General features: G+C 45.9%; 13 protein-coding genes. 7 read left to right on the plus strand and 6 right to left on the minus strand.

What is annotated here, in order from left to right; translation table 11 throughout:
* Window positions 1–18 precede the first annotated feature (18 nt).
* Together L1D60_RS17220 and polA are read left to right on the plus strand one after the other, a co-directional pair.
* Entirely contained in the window at window positions 19–453 is a 435-nt protein-coding gene (locus L1D60_RS17220) for a GNAT family N-acetyltransferase (protein ID WP_239842191.1), read from the plus strand.
* A 681-nt stretch (window positions 454–1,134) separates the two neighbouring features.
* A complete protein-coding gene (gene polA / locus L1D60_RS17225; RefSeq protein ID WP_239842192.1) occupies window positions 1,135–3,939 on the plus strand; it encodes a DNA polymerase I in 2,805 nt (934 codons plus the stop codon).
* A 519-nt stretch (window positions 3,940–4,458) separates the two neighbouring features.
* On the opposite strand, the gene L1D60_RS17230 is transcribed toward polA, so the two are convergent.
* A complete protein-coding gene (locus L1D60_RS17230; protein WP_239842312.1) occupies window positions 4,459–4,989 on the minus strand; it encodes a GTP-binding protein in 531 nt (176 codons plus the stop codon).
* 291 nt (window positions 4,990–5,280) lie between these two features.
* Window positions 5,281–5,940 carry a ribosome biogenesis GTP-binding protein YihA/YsxC gene (yihA, locus tag L1D60_RS17235; RefSeq protein WP_239842193.1) on the minus strand — a complete coding sequence of 220 codons (660 nt, stop codon included), beginning with the start codon at window positions 5,938–5,940 and terminating at the stop codon, window positions 5,281–5,283.
* Window positions 5,941–6,088: 148 nt separating this feature from the next.
* Between yihA and L1D60_RS17240 the strand changes: the two genes are divergently transcribed.
* The 5 genes from L1D60_RS17240 to hemN all read left to right on the plus strand — a co-directional run bounded on the left by L1D60_RS17240 (window position 6,089) and on the right by hemN (window position 10,581).
* A complete protein-coding gene (locus L1D60_RS17240; protein ID WP_239842194.1) occupies window positions 6,089–6,706 on the plus strand; it encodes a c-type cytochrome in 618 nt (205 codons plus the stop codon).
* A 558-nt stretch (window positions 6,707–7,264) separates the two neighbouring features.
* On the plus strand, window positions 7,265–7,903 hold the full coding sequence (locus L1D60_RS17245) for a class I SAM-dependent methyltransferase (protein ID WP_152467944.1): 639 nt from the start codon (window positions 7,265–7,267) through the stop codon (window positions 7,901–7,903).
* Window positions 7,903–8,454, plus strand: coding sequence for a Der GTPase-activating protein YihI (gene yihI / locus L1D60_RS17250; protein ID WP_032551082.1), 552 nt, complete (start codon window positions 7,903–7,905; stop codon window positions 8,452–8,454). The genes L1D60_RS17245 and yihI overlap by 1 nt, the downstream gene beginning before the upstream one ends.
* Window positions 8,455–8,460: 6 nt before the next feature.
* Entirely contained in the window at window positions 8,461–8,949 is a 489-nt protein-coding gene (locus L1D60_RS17255; RefSeq protein ID WP_239842195.1) for a DUF2489 domain-containing protein, read from the plus strand.
* A gap of 240 nt (window positions 8,950–9,189) precedes the next feature.
* On the plus strand, window positions 9,190–10,581 hold the full coding sequence (hemN, locus tag L1D60_RS17260) for an oxygen-independent coproporphyrinogen III oxidase (RefSeq protein WP_239842196.1): 1,392 nt from the start codon (window positions 9,190–9,192) through the stop codon (window positions 10,579–10,581).
* 93 nt (window positions 10,582–10,674) lie between these two features.
* Here the strand turns inward: hemN and L1D60_RS17265 are convergent, their stop codons facing one another.
* The 4 genes from L1D60_RS17265 to L1D60_RS17280 form a co-directional block, all read right to left on the minus strand.
* Window positions 10,675–13,209 carry an EAL domain-containing protein gene (locus tag L1D60_RS17265; RefSeq protein ID WP_239842197.1) on the minus strand — a complete coding sequence of 845 codons (2,535 nt, stop codon included), beginning with the start codon at window positions 13,207–13,209 and terminating at the stop codon, window positions 10,675–10,677.
* Between the two features lie 106 nt (window positions 13,210–13,315).
* Complete coding sequence (gene glnG / locus L1D60_RS17270) at window positions 13,316–14,716, minus strand: nitrogen regulation protein NR(I) (RefSeq protein WP_239842198.1); 1,401 nt, start codon at window positions 14,714–14,716, stop codon at window positions 13,316–13,318.
* Window positions 14,717–14,828: 112 nt separating this feature from the next.
* Entirely contained in the window at window positions 14,829–15,905 is a 1,077-nt protein-coding gene (gene glnL / locus L1D60_RS17275; protein WP_239842199.1) for a nitrogen regulation protein NR(II), read from the minus strand.
* A 167-nt stretch (window positions 15,906–16,072) separates the two neighbouring features.
* The gene (locus tag L1D60_RS17280; RefSeq protein WP_239842200.1) at window positions 16,073–16,636 is read right to left on the minus strand and encodes a DUF4124 domain-containing protein; all 564 of its coding nucleotides are present in this window, start codon (window positions 16,634–16,636) and stop codon (window positions 16,073–16,075) included.
* Window positions 16,637–16,705 lie beyond the last annotated feature (69 nt).

Below are 16,705 nucleotides of genomic sequence, written 5' to 3' on the forward strand. Positions count from 1 at the left end.
CGTTTTAGGAGATTGAAAATGACCGTTGTGGTTCGTGAGGGAACGCTGGAAGAGTGCGTGGCTGTCGTGGAGCAGATCGATGAGTTCAGCCATAAAGAGAGCGTCGAGTCTCTTTCGGCACGTCTGCAAGACAAAAAACAGTTGGTTCTTGTTGCTGAGGAAGATGGACAACTGCTCGGCTTCAAAATTGGTTATCAGTTAGATGAGCAAACTTTTTACAGCTGGTTTGGCGGAGTCTCTCCTTTGGCTCGAAACAAAGGCGTAGCGCAGCTTCAATTGGATGTGCAAGAGCAATGGGTACGAGATCAGGGCTATAAGCAGCTAAAAGTGAAGTCTAGGAATCAATTTTCTTCGATGTTGAGATTGCTATTGAGAAATGGCTACATGATAGAAAATTTCGAACAAAAAGAAGACATTAAAGAGAATAGAGTCCACTTTGTGAAGCAGATGTAAGATGAAGGTTAGGTGACAATTGCAATTAAATGAGATTTATTATCATTTAATTGTTGACTATCAAATGAGAATCATTATTATTAACTTCGTCTTAGGGAATGAGGAAATGTTCACAAGGATGTTTAGTAGCTAAGCGCTCCGCTGAGTTACCAACAGAATTCTCGCGAACTTAAACTAAGTTCTTTTTGACACGACATTGCTCACATTGCTTCCAGTGTAATTTATAGCTTTTTGGTTAAGCTGTGGTATTCAATTGAATAGCTTCACCGCTTTTTGCTAGGCGACATCCCCGGGTGTCGCTTTTTTTCTATCTCAATTTCAACAAGATGCATATCTAGCACCATAAAGGTGCATGCATAAATCCTCATCAATATTCTTTTCCACAACGCAAGATCGAAAAAAGATCGTTGATCATATGTTCGATCTCTATTTTTGTTTATTTATTTCAATGGTTTATGGTGTATTTTTGTTTCATTTTACCAACTTCTCAACAGGGTGGATAAATAATATAAACAGAGTTATCCACAGATGAGGGCGCTTGTGGAACAAAAAATAACAAGATTCTGTTTATAACAAACACAACCCATTCTACGGATACAGATCGACAACGTGGAATCCCGTCACTATACGTGGCATGCTTAACCCATCATTTCTGTACTTATTACTGGATACACAAACATTATGGCTCGTATTCCTGATAATCCATTGATTCTCATTGATGGCTCTTCTTACCTATATCGCGCGTTCCATGCTTACCCGGGCACCATGAGTAATGGTGATATTCCTACCAATGCCATCTATGGTGTGGTGAACATGCTGCGCAGCATGATGCGTCAATTTGCTTCAGATCGTATTGCCGTTATTTTCGATGCGAAAGGCAAAACGTTCCGTGATGATATGTATCCAGAATATAAGGCGAATCGTCCACCTATGCCGGATGATCTTCGTTGTCAGATCGAACCTTTGCACAATGTGATTCGCGCAATGGGCTTGCCATTGATCTCGATCCCAGGCGTGGAAGCGGATGATGTTATCGGTACGCTGGCGTCACAAGCATCTAAAGCAGGCATGCCAGTGCTGATCAGTACTGGTGATAAAGATATGGCTCAACTGGTTGATGATAACGTTACGCTGATCAATACCATGACGAATGTCGTGATGGATCGTGAGGGCGTTATTGAGAAGTTTGGTATTCCGCCAGAGCTTATCATCGATTATTTGGCACTGATGGGAGATAAAGTGGATAACATCCCTGGTGTACCGGGTGTCGGTGATAAAACCGCGACTGCACTACTTCAGGGCATCGGCAGCATCGAAAAGCTTTACCAAAACTTAGATGATATTGCAGCGCTGGGTTTCCGTGGCTCGAAAACCATGGCGAAAAAGCTGGTTGATAATGAAGAGAATGCCAAGCTTTCTTACGAGCTAGCGACGATCAAGCTGGATGTTGAGCTGGAAGAGACTCCGGAATCTCTAGTAAAAGCAACGCCAAACACAGATGAGTTGATCAAACTTTATGGCCAACTGGTGTTCAAATCTTGGTTGAATGAGTTACTTGAGGGGGGCTCTGGTGTGGTTGAAGCCGATGAGAAGTCTGGCGCGGTGGCGAGCGGTAGTGCAACAACGTCAGCACAATCAACGATTGAAATGGATACATCAGCTGTGACCATTGACCGCAGCAAATACGAAACCATTTTGAGTGAAGAAGACTTCAATGCTTGGCTAGAGAAGCTAAAAGCAGCGGAAGTATTTGCCTTTGATACGGAAACAGACAGCCTAGACTACATGGTCGCTAATCTTGTCGGTTTATCATTCGCGACAGAAGAAGGTGTTGCTGCGTATGTACCTGTGGCACATGACTATTTAGATGCACCAGCGCAGCTCGATCGTGATTGGGTACTGGAACAGCTTAAGCCGATCTTAGAAGACGATACTCAAGCAAAAGTAGGTCAGAACCTTAAGTACGATGCCTCTGTACTGGCGCGCTATGGTATCGAGATGAAAGGCATTAAGCATGACACTATGCTCGCTTCATACGTCTTTAACAGTGTTGGTGGTAAGCATGATATGGACAGCCTTGCGCTGCGCTTCCTACAACACAGCTGCATCTCATTCGAGCAGATCGCGGGTAAAGGTAAGAAACAACTGACGTTCAACCAGATCGAACTGGGTGAGGCGTCGCCATATGCTGCAGAAGATGCCGATGTAACACTACGTCTTCACAACCGTCTGATGCAAAACATCGAGCAGGATGAAAAGCTGAAAGCGATTTACGAAGAGATTGAAGTGCCATTGGTACCTGTGATCTCTCGCATTGAGCGCACCGGCGTATTTGTCGATGACATGCTGCTAGGCGCACAGTCTCAAGAAATTGCTGCACGTCTTGATGAGCTTGAAAAGAAAGCGTACGAAATCGCTGAGCAAGAATTCAATATGAATTCACCTAAACAGCTTCAAGCCATCTTATTCGAGAAGATGGGACTACCTGTGGTGAAGAAAACGCCATCGGGCGCACCATCAACCAATGAAGAAGTACTTCAAGAGCTGGCTTTGGACTACCCACTGCCGAAGCTGATTCTGGAATACCGTGGTTTAGCGAAGCTGAAATCAACGTACACCGACAAACTTCCAAAGATGATCAACGCTGAGACAGGCCGTGTACATACTTCGTATCACCAAGCGGTAACAGCGACAGGTCGTCTTTCTTCGACCGATCCAAATCTACAGAACATCCCAATCCGTAATGAAGAGGGGCGTCGTATCCGTCAGGCATTTGTAGCGCCTCACGGTTGGAAGATTCTTGCTGTCGATTACTCTCAGATTGAATTGCGTATTATGGCGCACCTATCTGGTGATAAAGCGCTGCTTGAAGCCTTCCAACAAGGCAAAGATATCCACGCAGCAACGGCTGCTGAGATCATTGGTGTCAGCATCGAGGATGTGACTTCAGAGCAGCGTCGTCGCGCGAAAGCGGTGAACTTCGGACTGATCTATGGCATGAGTGCGTTTGGTCTTGCCAAGCAGCTAGGCATTCCTCGTGGTGAAGCACAGCACTACATGGACACGTACTTTGAGCGTTACCCTGGTGTTATGCAGTACATGGAAGACACGCGCAGTGCAGCTTCTGAGCAGGGCTTTGTTGAGACGATTTACGGTCGTCGTCTGCACCTACCTGAAATTAAGTCTCGCAACGGCATGCGTCGTAAGGCTGCGGAACGTGCGGCGATCAACGCACCAATGCAAGGCACGGCGGCTGATATCATCAAGAAGGCGATGCTATTGGTAGATGAGTGGATTCAAGCCGAAGGTGCGGGTCGCGTGAAACTACTGATGCAGGTACACGATGAACTGGTGTTTGAAGTAGAAGAGTCAGCACTGACTGAAATTGAAAGTAAAGTACAAGAATTGATGGAATCTGCGGCGGAGCTGGATGTCCCACTGGTTGCGGAAGCTGGCCATGGTGACAACTGGGATCAGGCCCACTAATCACTTTTTAACCTTAATTACGAAATTAGTATGAGCCAGCGCACAAACGCTGGCTTTTTTTTGTCATGAATAAAGCTTGTCACAACTGGCTTTTAAGATGTTTTAATAAAACATTCATGAAAAAAAACTACAAAAATTGTTTTCATTTCTGAGCAATTGTTGTACATTAAATCTCGTAGGGTACAGAGGTAAGATGTTCTATCTTTCAGACCTTTTGTTTCACGTTATTGGATTAGGCTGATTCAGCCGCCCCAGTCAGTATTTGACTGGGGCGTTTTTTCTTGTGCGGAAGAAAATTTTCTAACCCCACTTTCCTCACCTGAATTTTGTGGCCTAACTCACCTTTCGTTTATCTATCTGCTCCAGAACATTCCCATCGAAAAATTCGCTATGATTTGTTGTTTGTGGAATAAAGCGATCAAAATGTAACTTTTCATCAAAGCTATTTGACCTTGTTTTATTTTAGAAAATAACCTTATTAAGTCTGGGGTGTGCAGCGATTCCGTTATTGTTGCTACCTTATTGGTTCTGCTCTTCGGTGGTTATACTCGCTTTAACATCGCCTTTCTGATCTATGGCTTCCATTAAGTATTGTTGTTTCTCAGTACTGTATTTAAGTGCTTCAGCGGTGATCTGAATAGATTGCGCCATCGCAGAGATATTGCTGGTGGCTTGCACTAAGGTGTGCTGCATCGGTTTTAAGATAATCAAATAGATAGCAACCAGGGCGAGGATGACCACAGCGACAATCGCAACCAGAGCGATGATTACCTTACTTTGAATGTCGTTGAGTAGATTTTGACTGGTTTTCTGAAATGTCGTGCGTGAGTGTTCAAAGACTTCTGGGAGATGGTTAATGGATTGAGTAGTGGAAGCACTCAGTCGGTTAATGCTGGCAATGGTTTCATTGAGCGCTTGTTGTTGGTCGTCACTGAGGTTGGGGTTGTTGACGATGGATTGCAGCGATTCAGAAATGACTTGCAGTGATTGGCTGGCCTCCTTTGCATACTTTTCCATACCATCTAGGTCGAGTGTCATGTCGACATTCATCAATGCTGGCGGCGGAGCTTGGGTCTCTTCAGCATGTAATAAGAGTGGGATCAGCAAACTGACGAGTGTTAGAAGTCGTAGTGGTATCCATTTTTTTAACATGAGCCTTCCTTTCCCATTATTAAGTTAGATGACAGTGATCTAACCATTGTTACTATCTATTTATTCGGTTTCTAACTTTTAGTATGGATCACTTCTGAGTGCTAACCGATTAAAATTAGTTAAAAAAATACCCTGCTTATATAAGCAGGGTAAGTGTTTTATTCATCAAACCTAACGAATGAGGCTGCTTTAGGCTTCGTCGTTGCGCTCATCTTCTGCAAGTTCTTCGATCATTTGCTCAGCAAGCGCTGGTGCAAACCATTCATCCATTTTGGCACGCAGCTGGTCAACGCCAATGCCTTTCAATGAAGAGAATACGTCAACGGCAACATCACCACCGAAAGATTGCGCATCTTTACGAATCTTAAGTAGCTGGGCTTTACGTGCGCCTTGTTTGAGCTTGTCGGCCTTAGTCAGTAGCACTTGTACTGGGATACGGCTATCAATTGCCCAGTAGATCATCTGTTGGTCTAGGTCTTTCATTGGGTGGCGGATATCCATGAGAACCACCAAACCTTTTAGCGATTCACGCTTTTGAAGGTATTCACCCAGTGACTTCTGCCACTTTTTCTTCATTTCTAGTGGTACTTGCGCGAAACCATACCCTGGTAAATCGACGATATGACAACCGTCAGTCACCTTGAACAGGTTGATCAGTTGAGTACGACCTGGTGTCTTACTGGTTTTCGCTAGACTTTTTTGGTTGGTCACGCGATTTAGTGCGCTAGATTTACCAGCATTGGAGCGTCCTGCGAACGCAATTTCGATCCCTTCGTCTTCTGGTAAGTGACGAATATCAGGTGCACTGGTAATGAAATGCGTGTTTTGATAATGAATTTTTACGCTCACTGTTAACTCCATCTCGACTTTGTGTAGTCGATTGATTACTTTTTTGTGAATTTGTGTAAAATAACCGTGCTCGGCATAAGGTCGCCTATTGTACCATGAGTGGCAACATAGAGTGGTACTGGAAGCTTGATAATTATAATGGAATGTCATGAAGAAATTAGCGCTAATTTTGAGTCTATTAGCCAGCTGCTCAGTATGGGCTCAAGGTAGTATTGAAGCTGGTAAAGCCAAATCACAAACATGTGTTGCCTGCCACGGTGCTGACGGCAACAGTCTGATCACACAGTACCCTAAACTGGCTGGTCAACATGAGAAATACCTTGAGAAGCAATTAAAAGATCTCAAGCTAGGTATGACTAGTGGTGGTAAACAAGGTCGTAACGAACCTGTAATGGGTGCAATGGCGATGCCTCTGTCTGAACAAGACATGGCTGACCTAGCTGCATATTACGCATCTCTGCCTATCTCTAACAACTCTACGCCAGAAAACGTAGTAGAAGAGGGTAAGGCTTTATACACTGCGGGTGACGCTGAACGCGGCGTAACGGCATGTATTGCTTGTCACGGCCCTCGTGGTAACGGTACAGAGCTGTCTGGTTTCCCTAAGATTTCAGGTCAGCATGCTGAATACATCAAGGCTCAGCTTGAGAAATTCCGCGATGGTAGCCGTAATAACGACATGAATGCGATGATGCGTGATGTAGCTAAAAAGCTAACAGACGCAGATATTGAAACCTTATCGAAGTACGTTGGTGGTCTACACTAATTTGTCGGTTTCGCGCTCCTAGCCAGAGTGATGAAATGTACGTTCGAGCAAGATTTAGGATGCGCCCTAGCCATGATTGGCTGGGGCGTTGTCTTTTATATAGCCTTACTCTATGTATGGTGTGATCAAATTGGCATTATTTATGGGTGTTCAATAGCTGTACAAAAAGTGTGATGTCGCGCTCTTGTCGTTTTTTGATAAGTGAGTAAAGTATGCGCCATCAGCTTGGAGCTGAAATCGATATGGATGATCGTCTAGTCTAACGGTATAGACAGAAAAGGATCAGGCTAGGATAGCCCAGCGACAAGGTGTTAGAAACGGATAGCCAAAATTCATCAGGGTGATGAACAAAAAACAAATTTGGCAAGGAAAGCACCAATAACAAATGGAGATTTGTGTACCAAGTTGAGTATGCAAATTTTGGCCAATATAGGCAGATTTAGAGAGCGATAGGTTTTCCTATCGCTTTTTTTATTGATTTGATGAAAAAACACCCAATATCTCTCCACTCTAAACGCACTTTCTGGTATGTTTCGCATCCCTGTTTAAGGATGTGCTATGTATACTTGTCCCTTATGCCATCATCACGATGTGCATCACTACTTTGAAGACAAACGCAGAGAGTACCTGCAGTGTCAGCAATGTGAGTTGGTATTTGTAAAACCTGACCAAAGGTTAGAAGCAAGCGAAGAGAAAGCACACTATGACCTGCATGAGAATGATCCTAGTGATGCTGGTTATCGTAAGTTCTTGTCGCGCATTGCCGACCCATTAACAGACAGAATTTCATCTAACTCACACGGGTTAGATTTTGGTTGTGGCCCAGGCCCTACGCTATCTATCATGTTAGAAGAAGCTGGACACACCATGGAGTTGTACGACATCTACTATCACCCAGAACGCGCTGTTCTCGATAAGACGTACGACTTTATGACTGCCACCGAGGTGATTGAGCATCTTTATGAACCCGATAAGGTGTGGCAGCAATGGTTGAATTTAGTTAAGCCAGAGGGCTGGATTGGTCTGATGACCAAGCTAGTAATTGACGTGGACGCGTTTGCTGGTTGGCACTATAAAAATGATCCGACGCATGTGGTCTTTTTTAGCCGCCAAACATTCCAGTTTTTGGCTGAGCGGGATAAGCTCGAACTCGAATTTGTTGGAAATGATGTAATTTTACTGAGGAAGACCCAGTAATGAGCCGTAGCAAAAAATCAAGAAAGCCAGGAGCTTACGGTGCTCCTGAAGTGATCGTAACTCGCAACCGTAGCGAATCGGATGTTGAGGGACGTGAACGCAAACGCCTGAAGAAACGTAAAGGTTTGAAATCAGGTAGCCGTCACTCAGACGGTGGTGAAGCGAAACAGCGTAAAGCTGCACAAAACCGCGACCCACGTTTAGGCAGCAAGAAAAAGATTCCATTGGTGATCGAACCGGTTAAGAAGCCGACCAAACAAGAGCGTAAGTTGTCGTTTGAACAAGAGCTAGAGATGCTTGAGAACGATGCACAACTGAACACTTTGCTTGACCGCCTAGAAGCGGGCGAAAACTTGGGCGCTGGTTTACAGAAGCTAGTAGATGAGAAGCTGGATCGCATTGAGTTCCTAATGGATCGCCTAGGCCTACTTGAGCCAGAAGAGGAAGAGGTATTTGATGACCTTCCTGAATCTGTATCTAAGAAAGCCTCTTCAGATGAAGACCTACTGTCGCAGTTTGAAGACATCGATCTCGATAACTTTAAAGGTTAAGACCCAATGAATGTAACCTTATTAGCAATTGCTGGCGGAATTATCGTTCTCGGCTTGGGCTGTTACGCAGGTTACCTTCTACTTCAAGTGAAGAAGCAGACGGAGTTGCAAAAGCAGCATAAGGCTCTGGCCATCGAGAAGCGTAACGCGAACATTTTCGACAACGTTAACACCCTATGCCTTGCTGGCATTCAAGGGCAGTGCGATCTGTCTGAGATTAGTATTCGTGTATACAACATCATGGACTTTGTTCAAGGGGATGAGCGTGTCGACTTTGACGCCGAGTACCCAGCAACTTCAGAGTTGTATCACGTGGTTAAGGATATGGCGCGTGGCGAAGATCGACAAAATCTTCCGAAGCGCGAGCGTATGCAGCAGAACCTGACTCGACAAAAAGCAGAGTCACGCTTGAATGAATCCATCATTGAAGAGTTGAAGCAGTTACAGAAGAAAGTAAAACCGCTTAATAACCAAATCAACATTCAAATGATCTAATATTAAGGGCTTATGTGGTGTGGTGTCACATCAAATAAGCCCTCTTACCTTTGTGTTATCTTACATCCCCTAAGTCGGTTAGTGATCAAGCTATCAATTTTGAGCATTGGTGCTCAAAAAGCGTTTAGCGGTCAAACGTCCTTACTGGTCGTGTGGCAAAATAACCCGTCTATATTTTAATGTATGTAAAATGATTTGAGAGTACGTCAGTATTCGCGGATCTAAATTGGAAATACCATCATGTCGAGCAAGCCAGCAGTAACGAGCCAGCAAATCGTTTGGGATCAAGCCATCTTAGACAAGTACAACTATTCTGGTCCGCGTTACACCTCTTATCCAACTGCGTTGGAGTTCCATGAAGCTTTCACGGTCTCTGATTATGACATGGCGTGTACTCAGTACCCTGAGCGCCCGCTTTCTCTTTACGTACATATCCCGTTTTGTCACAAGCTTTGTTACTACTGTGGTTGTAACAAGGTAATCACTCGTCACTCGCATAAGGCTGATGAGTATCTGGATGTCATCGAGCATGAGATCCGCCAGCGCGCTGCACTGCTGCAAGGCCGTGAAGTAACACAACTGCACTTTGGCGGTGGTACGCCTACATTCCTGAGTAAAGCACAAATCACACGTCTGATGATGATCCTGCGTGATGAGTTTAACTTTACTCAAGATGCTGAGATCAGCATCGAGGTTGACCCTCGTGAGATTGAGCTAGACATGCTTGATCACTTGCGCAGTGAAGGCTTTAACCGTCTGAGCATTGGCGTACAAGACTTCAATAAAGAAGTACAGAAGCTAGTTAATCGTGAGCAAGATGAAGAGTTCATCATTGCTATGGTACAGCGTGCCAAAGACTTAGGCTTCCGTTCTACCAACCTTGACCTTATCTACGGCCTGCCAAAGCAGACTCAAGCCTTGTTTGCTGACACGCTAAAGCAAGTGCTAGAGATGAAACCGGGTCGTCTATCGGTATTTAACTACGCTCACATGCCTCAACTGTTTGCGGCTCAGCGTAAGATTAAAGATGAAGATCTACCAAAAGCAGAAGAGAAGATGGCGATTCTGCAAGATACCATCGCGACGCTAACCGGTGCGGGTTACCAGTTTATCGGTATGGACCACTTTGCTCTGCCAGAAGATGAGCTAGCGGTAGCGCAACGTGAAGGTATTCTGCATCGTAACTTCCAAGGCTACACCACCCAAGGTGAATGTGACCTGATTGGCTTCGGTGTTTCGGCAATCTCTATGGTGGGTGACGCTTACGCACAGAACCAGAAAGAGCTGAAGAAGTACTACGCTCAAGTGAACGAATTGCGTCATGCTCTATGGAAGGGTGTGGCACTAGATAGTGATGACCTATTGCGTCGTGAAGTGATTAAGCAACTGATCTGTAACTTTAAGTTGGATAAGACACAGATTGAGTCTGAGTTCTCAGTTAACTTTAATCGCTATTTCAAAGAAGATTTAGAGCTGCTACAAACCTTCATTAACGATGAGTTAGTGGAAGTAGATGACAAAGAGATCCGCGTAACCCTACGTGGTCGACTGCTGATTCGTAACATCTGTATGTGTTTCGATAAATATCTGCGTGCAAAAGCCCGTCAGCAGCAGTTCTCGCGCGTTATCTAAGCGAGCCTGTTTTTACAATATTTGGTTTTCCAATAAAAATGCCAGCATCTCAGATGCTGGCATTTTTTTATTCGATAACCATCAAGCCCTCAGCTAACTCAGCTGACGTGGCCACTCGTCAAATGGTACAGGACGGCTATAGAGAAAGCCTTGTGCTTGCGGGCATTTTAACTGTTTGAGCAAGTCAGCCTGCTGCTGGGTTTCTACGCCTTCCGCCACCAGGTTAACCTTAAATCCGTGCGTAATATTCACAATCGCCGCCACGATTGAACTATCGAGGTTCTCTTTTTCTAGCTTGTTGACGAAGCTGCGATCGATCTTGAGGCAATCAAATGGCAACTTTTGCAGATACGCCAATGACGAATAACCTGTACCAAAATCATCAATCGCAATCGAAATCCCCAACGCTTTGAGAGCCAGCATGTTGTCAATAATGGTTGGGTCGTTATCAACGATGCGCGACTCGGTGATCTCCAAGGTGAGGTTTTGAGCAGGCAGCTTAGTGTCACGCAGTGTCGTTTTAACTTGCTCAACAAAGCCCGGTTGGCTCAGCTGATCAACGGCTAAGTTAACGTGAATAGAGAAATCCGGTGCCCACATACCCGTCTCAATCGCAATCGCAGTATCTCTACACGATTTATGCAATATCTGTTGGCCAATATCGCTGATGAGTCCAGTCTCTTCCGCCAGAGGAATAAATTCCAAAGGTGCGATAATACCCTGTTCCGTCACCCATCGAGCCAGTGCTTCAGCACCAATTGTTGTACCTGTTTCTAAATCGATAATGGGTTGATAGAAGGGTTCGAACTGTTGCTTCTCAATCGCTTTATTGATGCGAGCTAGCATCTGCGTGCGATGTCTTGAGGCGTTGGCCATCTCAGGGCTGTAGATGCTGACGCGTGCTTTATCTTGCTTTGCATTGCTCAAAGCGATGCTGCTGTTGCGCAGCCATAGGGTCATATCACTGTCTTCGCACTGCTGAACAATACCAATCGAAATGTTGATCACCACATTTTCTGATTCCATACAGAAAGGGGAGGCAAAGGTCTGTAACAGGCGGTTAGCCAGCAGATTGACTTCTTCTTGGCCAGTGACGTCAGGAGCGTAAATCGCAAACTCATCGCCACCAGTACGAGCCAACAAGTAATGCTCTGGCAGAATGCCTCGCAGGCGAGCTGCAGCGATAATCAGCAGTTGGTCGCCATTGTAGTGTCCAAGGCTGTCGTTAATATCACGGAATCGGTCGATACCCACCAAATACAGAGTTCCGGTGTTAGCGATATTGTGCTTTTTAGCCGCGCCGACTAGGCCTTCACGGCTGTATAGTTTGGTCAATGAGTCGTAAGTGAGCTGAGTTTGCAGCGCATTAAATGACGACTTGAGGTTGTTGGTCATTTCGTTAAAGGCTTCAACCAACATACTGGTTTCGTAGATATTGCCAGGCTGTGGCATGGTGCTTTCCCAATCGCCTTTCGCGAGCTGTTTTGCAGCATCAGCGGTTGAGGTGATTGGTCGAGTAACGCGATTAAATGCTAATAGTCCAAGCGTGATACCAACAAAGCTCAACAATAAACCCAGTAGCCAGCTGTTACGTTGATTCTCTGGTAGCTTGCCTAACAAGTCCGTTTTTGGAATAGACATGCCAATGAACCAAGTAATGCCATGCTCATCAGTATATGGGGTTATCTGGTTGAAGAAGCGCTCGCCGTCGAGATTGAACGTAAAACGGTGAACCTGCTCATCATCAATGAGATGGAATTGATCGACGTAGGCTGCACTTTCACGAATGATTGGGTTCGGGCTTTCTGACGCCAGCAGTCTCTCACCGCGATCTGAATGGCGCGTATTACCCCATGAGACAACGCTACCACCATCTGAGTGCGCGACCATACGTTGCTCTTTGTCCATGATGTAAACAGAGGCATTGGTCTTGTCTTTGAGCTGTTTTAGGAAGGCGTTGAAGGTATCAATTTTGATGTCGCTGACGATAACCGCCTTAAACTCACCTTGATCATAAATAGGCGCTAGGGCAGAGAGGGTGATCTCTTGTCTCTCATCAGCATTGGTGTAAATCGTTGACCATGCAGGTTTGGTTTTGTGAGCAACAGGCGTGTACCAAGGGCGAACGCGTGGGTCATAATTCTCGATAACAGAGCGAATATCGTCGCTGACTTTGCTGCCACGATAGATGACCAGTTTATTCTGAGTGCGGTCATCTTGAACCATCAGTGTATAGCCGTTGTTGGCCTCTTTACGAAACCCAACGTAATTACTGTCTTCAGAACCAAAGCCAATCACATCCAGCTGTTCGATGGTCGAAAAGTGCCCTGAGAAACTCTGCAGAATATAAGCTTGAACCTCACGCAGGTCACCAGGGTGGTACAGTTGGTGATATCCGATGTTATGGCTCAGAGATAAGTTCGCGTGAAAAGGTTTTTCTAAAAATTCAGAAAGGCTTTGGTGTACGTTTTCTGTCAGCGACGTTAATTGACGCGCACTGACATCACGAACCATTTCCTCGTAGCTGCTCTTTTGGGTAAAAACCATTACACCTATAGTGAAGAGAAAAATCATCACAAACGGCAGAACCACTGCGGTTCTGAGTGTAATTTGGGTTTTTATGGACATCGCTGACTAAAACTTTTGTATGTTGTACTGTAATTGTACCGACTCCGTCCCAGTCAAGCGACACTTTTTTGATTAAAAAGTAACTGCAAGTTTGAGCATATCTAAGCTAGTACAACTCTTTTAGCTTCCTAGTTAGGGTATTTCGTCCCCAACCGAGCACTTTCGCAGCATCTTGTTTGTGGCCATTAGTATGGTTCAAAGCCGCTTCAAGTAGTATACGTTCAAACTCAGGAAGCGCATAAGAAAGCAGCTCTTTTTCTCCGGAATCAAGCGCACACTTTGCCCAATTTGCTAATAGAACTTGCCAACTATCACCGCTATCGCTGGTGGTAACGCTCTTTTCTTCGAGTAATTCTGGAGGAAGATCTGAGGGCAATATTTCACTGCCACTTGCCATTACGGTGAGCCATCGACAGATGTTTTCTAGCTGACGCACGTTACCTGGCCAGTTGAGTTGATTGAGCTTAGCGATGGTCTCTGGGTGAAGTGCTTTTACCTCTACCCCAAGCTCCTCAGCCGCTGAGCTCAGGAAGTGTTGCGTCAGTTTTTCGATGTCTTGTTTACGTTCGCGCAGAGCAGGGATGTGGATACGAATCACGTTGAGGCGATGGAACAAATCCTCACGGAAATCGCCTTCGTGCACCAAACGCTCTAAATCTTGGTGTGTTGCGGCGACGATACGCACATCAACCTTAACCGCTGAATGACCACCAACGCGGTAGAACTGACCATCTGAAAGAACACGTAATAGACGCGTTTGGATATCGAGTGGCATATCCCCGATCTCATCCAAGAACAGGGTGCCGCCGTTAGCCTGTTCAAAACGGCCTTGGCGCACACTATTGGCACCGGTAAAGGCGCCTTTTTCATGGCCAAACAACTCTGATTCGATCAAGTCTTTTGGAATCGCGGCCATGTTGAGCGCGATGAAGGGTTTCGTTGCACGGGGACTATGACGATGCAGGGCGTGAGCAACCAGCTCTTTACCTGTCCCTGACTCACCATTGATCAACACAGAAATAGAAGAGCGCGATAGACGACCGATAGCACGGAAAACTTCCTGCATCGCTGGCGCCTCACCAATGATTTCTGGTGCGTCGGTATCGACTACTTCACTGGCTTGTTCACGCTTCTGTTCATGGCTGTGGGCAATCGCACGTTCAACCAGCGTTAGGGTCTCATCGATATCGAATGGCTTAGGTAGGTACTCGAAAGCGCCTTTTTGATAAGCGTTAACGGCTGCGTCGAGATCTGAGTGAGCAGTCATGATGATGACTGGTAGATCCGGCGAACGCTGCTGAACTTGGTTAAGTAGCTCGATACCGTCGATACCCGGCATGCGGATATCTGAGACTAAGACATCAGGGGTTTCGCGCTCCAATGCCATGAGCACGCTCTCCGCATCCGCGAAGGTTTCACACTTAATGTCCGCCGAAGAGAGCGTCTTCTCAACGACCCAGCGGATAGAGCTATCGTCATCGACGACCCAAACATATCCTTTACTCATAGTTCCATTCCTTTGCAGCCAATTCTATTGTGATGATCATTGTTGTTTTTATGCTGTTATATCTTGTTGTCTGCACCATCAGAGCAGCCCTCCGTTGATGCCAATAAATTTGTTAAATCGGTAGATAGATGGTGAAGGTGGTGTTCCCCGGCCAGCTCTCAACATCGATTTTTCCGTTGTGTTGGTCAATCAGGTTCTGCGAGATGGATAACCCAAGACCGGTACCACCTTCTCGTCCGCTGACCATCGGATAAAAGAGGGTATCTTTGAGCTCATCTGGGATACCTGGTCCGTTGTCGCAGATCTCAATGCGTGCCGCCAGCTTGTGTCGTTGCCCATGAATGTTCGCTTGATGCACCGTTCTGGTGCGAATGGTGATTTTGCCCGATTCTTGTGAGCTTAAAATCTGCGCCGCGTTGCTGACAATGTTGAGCATTGCCTGCTCTACTTGAGCCGAATCCATCAAAATATCAGGCAAGCTTGGATCGTAGTCGCGCTCAATCGCTAGCGAAGAGCCTGATTCTAACTCTACCAGTTGACGTACTTTTTCTAGGATCTGGTGAAGGTTCTCTTCACTCTTTTTGCCCGGTTTCTGAGGACCCAACAGGCGGTCAACCAAGGCTCTCAAGCGATCGGCTTGCTCGATGATGATCTGGGTGTATTCATTCAGAGACTGGTCTGGCAGCATTTTCCCTAGAAGCTGCGCCGCGCCGCGCAGTCCACCCAATGGATTCTTGATTTCATGGGCTAAGCCGCGCACCAATAGCTTGGCCGCTTGTTGCTGGGCATGCTGGTTCAGCTCTTGGCTGAGGCGTCTTTGCTGGTCTATCTTGCGCATCTCTACTAGTAATAAAGTCTCGCGTTGCCACGTCATTGGGCTTACGGTGACTTCCAGCATCAACGGGCGGTTATCGACCACAAAGGTCACGTCACTGTCAGTGATGCTTTGCCCACTTTGTAGTGGTTGTGTCAGCAGTGCGAGATCGAGAGAGGCGTGTTGAATAAGCTGGCTGAGTGGATGATCGACGATGCGTTTAGCACTCTGTGAAAAGAGTTGTTCGGCGGCAGGGTTGGCATAACGAACATAGAGTTGCTCATCGAGCATCAAAGTCGCTGTCACCATATTGTCGAGTATGGCGTTAGATAATTGATGTGTCTCTATACTGTCGCTCTGCGCTGATCGATTCACTGTGACATCCTTGAACTGAGATTATTTCCTTGCACCAATTTGGTGCGTTGATAAGTTCAAGTATGGCGCATCTCAACCAGAAGCTAAAGATAATTCCTATCTGTTGCCTAAAGTGGTCAGTATTCGGTGAAAAACAGACAAACTGGGCTTGTTTTGTGCACATTGGCCTACTTGATCGTTGCACGGTGTAAAAACACAGTGACTGGAGTAGTAGATGCAATAAGCTTGCCGCTTCTATGTGCTTGAATAGCAATGGTATGTGTGCCGCGATCGATGTTTTTTAGAGTCCATGTTGATGAAGTTTGCGGTGCACCATAACGGCGCCCATCTAGCATCAATTGTAGTTGTTCCCCAATGCCGAGTTTTCGGTTGAGCTCTATTTCAATAGCGATTAAACCACGATTGCTGCGCAAGGTTTGATCGTGCTGCGGTGTTATTAGGGTTAGTTCGAGTGGGGCCGGAGTATCAAGCTTGTCCCGAACCGGTGATTTGTGAGCTGCGGCTTCAGTCGGTAAAGGCTCTACCGGTTGAGGATCAACTGGCGATGTGCTGTCAAATTTAGGCGCTGGGGCAACAGCTTGAACATCGGGCAAACTTAAGGCCTTGGCTCTGTTGCTGTCTGGCGTATCACTAAAGTGCAGCACGCCACTTTCGTCTTCCCAAGTGTAGACAGTTTGAGCACTTACGATTCCCGAGAGTATCGCTCCAATTAACATCCATATCGCTTTCATGAGGTTGACCTTTTTCAGGTGTTATTAATGCGCGTGTTGTTAGCAGTCGAAATGAGCTTGTTTGATAGA

This window comes from Vibrio sp. Isolate30, from assembly GCF_022397975.1.
Lineage (GTDB): Bacteria > Pseudomonadota > Gammaproteobacteria > Enterobacterales > Vibrionaceae > Vibrio > Vibrio fortis.

Coding starts and splice junctions, on each gene's coding strand:
- L1D60_RS17220 (WP_239842191.1), top strand. CDS start 19: ATGACCGTTGTGGTTCGTGAGGGAACGCTGGAAGAGTGCGTGGCTGTC.
- polA (WP_239842192.1), top strand. CDS start 1,135: ATGGCTCGTATTCCTGATAATCCATTGATTCTCATTGATGGCTCTTCT.
- L1D60_RS17230 (WP_239842312.1), bottom strand. CDS start 4,989: ATGAATGTCGACATGACACTCGACCTAGATGGTATGGAAAAGTATGCA.
- L1D60_RS17240 (WP_239842194.1), top strand. CDS start 6,089: ATGAAGAAATTAGCGCTAATTTTGAGTCTATTAGCCAGCTGCTCAGTA.
- L1D60_RS17245 (WP_152467944.1), top strand. CDS start 7,265: ATGTATACTTGTCCCTTATGCCATCATCACGATGTGCATCACTACTTT.
- yihI (WP_032551082.1), top strand. CDS start 7,903: ATGAGCCGTAGCAAAAAATCAAGAAAGCCAGGAGCTTACGGTGCTCCT.
- L1D60_RS17255 (WP_239842195.1), top strand. CDS start 8,461: ATGAATGTAACCTTATTAGCAATTGCTGGCGGAATTATCGTTCTCGGC.
- hemN (WP_239842196.1), top strand. CDS start 9,190: ATGTCGAGCAAGCCAGCAGTAACGAGCCAGCAAATCGTTTGGGATCAA.
- L1D60_RS17265 (WP_239842197.1), bottom strand. CDS start 13,209: ATGTCCATAAAAACCCAAATTACACTCAGAACCGCAGTGGTTCTGCCG.
- glnG (WP_239842198.1), bottom strand. CDS start 14,716: ATGAGTAAAGGATATGTTTGGGTCGTCGATGACGATAGCTCTATCCGC.
- L1D60_RS17280 (WP_239842200.1), bottom strand. CDS start 16,636: ATGAAAGCGATATGGATGTTAATTGGAGCGATACTCTCGGGAATCGTA.